Genomic DNA, 2,886 nt, shown 5'->3' with positions numbered 1-2,886 from the left:
GGAGATCTTCTTTTAATGATTGGCGTGAACATATTAATGGCACATCAATTAAATCTTCTAAATGTATTGTTTCTTTTTTGGCTAACGGGGCATCTTTTTTCATTAATAAGCCCCAAGTATTTTTAGCGGGTAATTTTAAAAATTGGTATTTCGCTAAATCTACTTCTTGAACAATGATGGCAAAGTCTAATAATCCTTTATCTAAACGTTCGTCAATAGCGTCACTGGCACTACTATAAAGATGAAATCTAACACGAGGATAATATTCCTGAAATTTTTTTAAAACAGCAAAAAAGCAATTAATATCTTTTGATTCAGCGCAGCCAATATAAATATCACCACCATTAACTTCATCTAAAGCTTTAAATTCCGCAGTTGTTTTATCAACCATATCTAATATATCTTCAGCACGCTTGCGAAGTAACATCCCTTCTTCAGTTAATTTGATACTGTAATTGGTTCGCGTGAATAATTTTTTTCCCAATTCTTGTTCTAAATCTTTTAATTGTTTGGATAAAGTTGGCTGGGAAATATGCATCCGCATCGCAGCTCTAGTAATGTTTTGTTCCCTGGCAACTTCTAAAAAATATCTTAAAACTCGTATTTCCATTATCATCACCTCATTAATATGATAACACAAGATATTCTTAAATAGAATAATTAGATATAGAAACTAAATATTTTACATAACTATATTGAGTTTATATAATATAGGTGGAGATGAAAAGCATGGCGGAATTTACACAAAAAGATTTTATTCAAAATTTAAATGATGCTGGATGTGTTAATGAAACAATTAATAAGTGTGTTAGTTATTTAAAACAGAATAATGATAAGCAATTATTAAGAGTTTTAAAACGGCATCGTCAAGATTTATTAGACAAGTTACATGGTTGTCAAAAAGAAATTGATTGCCTTGATTATTTGATTTTTATGGTAGAAAAAGGAGGAATTTAAATATGAACATGAATTTTAATTTTAATAACCCAACTAATTTAATTTTTGGAAGTGGCAGTTTAAATACATTAGGTAAACAAAAAATGCCTGGTAAAAAAGCAATGCTGATGATTTCTAATGGAAAATCAACTAAAAAATATGGTTATTTAGATCGTACAATCGAACAATTAAAACAGGCTGGAGTGGAATATGCTTTATTTGATAAGATCATGGAAAATCCCGTTAAAGAAGTTATTCATGAAGGGGCAATGTTTGCTAGAGAAAATAACTGTGATTTTATTGTTGCTCTAGGTGGTGGAGCAGTTTTAGATGCATCAGTAGCGATTAGTGCAATGGCTACCAACCCTGGTGATTTATGGGATTATGTAAATGGTGGTACTGGTAAAGGACAGCCGTTAGTAAATGCCGGTTTACCAATCGTTACAATTGCCACTACATCAGGAACTGGTTCTGAAATTAATTGCTGGGGCGTTATTTCTAATTTAGAAACAAATGAAAAAATTGGTTTTGGAGATCCTAGTTTAGTACCGGTTTTATCAATTGTTGATCCCGAGCTGATTACTACGGTTCCACCTAAATATACAGCTTATCAAGGTTTTGATGCCCTGTTCCATAATACTGAAGTAATGATGAGTAATGGAGTTAATATTTTAAGTGAAACGTTAGCTTTATCAGCAATTGAAAATATCGCTGTATATTTACCACGAGCAGTTAAAGATGGACAAGATATTGAAGCCCGTGAACATGTTGCTTATGGCAGTACAATTGCCGGAATGACGATGCAGTTAACTAGTACTACAGCGCAACATTCAATGGAACATGCAATGAGTGCTTATCATCCTAATTTACCTCATGGTGCCGGTTTGGTCATGATTTCCAAAGAGTTTGCCAGATTCTTTATTGAAAAACATGCTTGTGATGATCAGTTTATTAAAATGGCTAAAGCAATGGGAATTAAAGATGCTAGTAAACCGGAGGATTTTATTATTGCGTTAGATAATTTACAAAAAGCTTGTGGTGTAGCTGATTTAAAAATGAGTGATTATGGTATTAGTAGAGATGAATGTATGACTCTTGCAATTAATGCCAGAGTTACAATGGGTGGTTTATTTTTAGCAAATCCTTGTCCAATGAGCGATCAGGAATGTGCTAATATTTTTGAAAAATCATATCGATAAAATTAAGCTTACTGTATTTATCAGTAAGCTTTTTAAGGAGAAAAGATGAAACTAAGATATTTAATTATCGTAATTTGTATTGGAACAGTAATTTTAGCATTATGGCAAAATCAAAATAGTAAAGGAAATGATGTAAAGATGGCTGAAAATAATTTGAATGATTATGTATTTGATCTTGATAATAAGACGGTTACTTTAAATGATGGCAATTTAATGCCCATTAATGGGATTGGAACATATAGTTTAACCGATGAGGTTTGTTATAACTCGATTATTAGTGCTTTAGATTCTGGTGTTCGGTTAATCGATACTGCTTATATGTATCATAATGAAGAAGATATTGGTCGCGCAATTAAAGATAGTAAAGTTGCCAGAGAAGATATTTTCATTACCACTAAACTATATCCAAATCAATATGCCAATCCTGAAGCAGCAATTGATTTAGCTTTAGAAAAGTTAGACGTTGATTATATCGATTTGATGTTATTGCATCATCCTGGTGATAATGATGTTAAAGCTTATCTGGCCATGGAAAAAGCAGTTAGCGAAGGAAAAATTCACTCAATTGGTTTGTCTAACTGGTATATAGAAGAGTTAGAAGAATTTTTACCGCAAGTAAATATTACACCAGCTTTAGTTCAAAATGAAATCCATCCGTATTATCAAGAAAACGATGTAATTCCCTATATTCAAGAATTAGGAATCGTTGTTGAAGGCTGGTATCCTTTTGGTGGTCGCGGGTATACTAGTG

Annotated in this window: 4 protein-coding genes; 3 read left to right on the top strand and 1 reads right to left on the bottom strand. The window is 32.2% G+C overall.

The annotated features are described in order from the left end of the window. The coding region (locus tag J7M77_RS09980) for a LysR family transcriptional regulator (RefSeq protein WP_296878061.1) at positions 1–610 on the bottom strand (610 nt) is incomplete at its 3' end. Positions 611–729: 119 nt separating this feature from the next. On the opposite strand from J7M77_RS09980, the gene J7M77_RS09975 reads away from it, so the two are divergent. The 3 genes from J7M77_RS09975 to J7M77_RS09965 form a co-directional block, all read left to right on the top strand. Continuing rightward, entirely contained in the window at positions 730–957 is a 228-nt protein-coding gene (locus J7M77_RS09975) for a hypothetical protein (protein ID WP_296878059.1), read from the top strand. Between the two features lie 2 nt (positions 958–959). Next, positions 960–2,135, top strand: a complete 1,176-nt coding sequence (locus J7M77_RS09970) for an iron-containing alcohol dehydrogenase (protein ID WP_296878057.1) — start codon at positions 960–962, stop codon at positions 2,133–2,135. Positions 2,136–2,180: 45 nt separating this feature from the next. Then, the coding region (locus J7M77_RS09965; RefSeq protein ID WP_296878055.1) for an aldo/keto reductase at positions 2,181–2,886 on the top strand (706 nt) is incomplete at its 3' end.

Source organism: Thomasclavelia sp. (assembly GCF_017889095.1).
GTDB lineage: Bacteria > Bacillota_I > Bacilli_A > Erysipelotrichales > Coprobacillaceae > Thomasclavelia.
The sequence above is the reverse complement of the archived record's forward strand: the minus strand, read 5'-3'. Positions and strand labels throughout refer to the sequence as shown.

Bases quoted from the DNA above. Each gene is read 5' to 3' on its own strand.
- J7M77_RS09975 (WP_296878059.1), top strand. From the start codon at position 730: ATGGCGGAATTTACACAAAAAGATTTTATTCAAAATTTAAATGATGCT.
- J7M77_RS09970 (WP_296878057.1), top strand. From the start codon at position 960: ATGAACATGAATTTTAATTTTAATAACCCAACTAATTTAATTTTTGGA.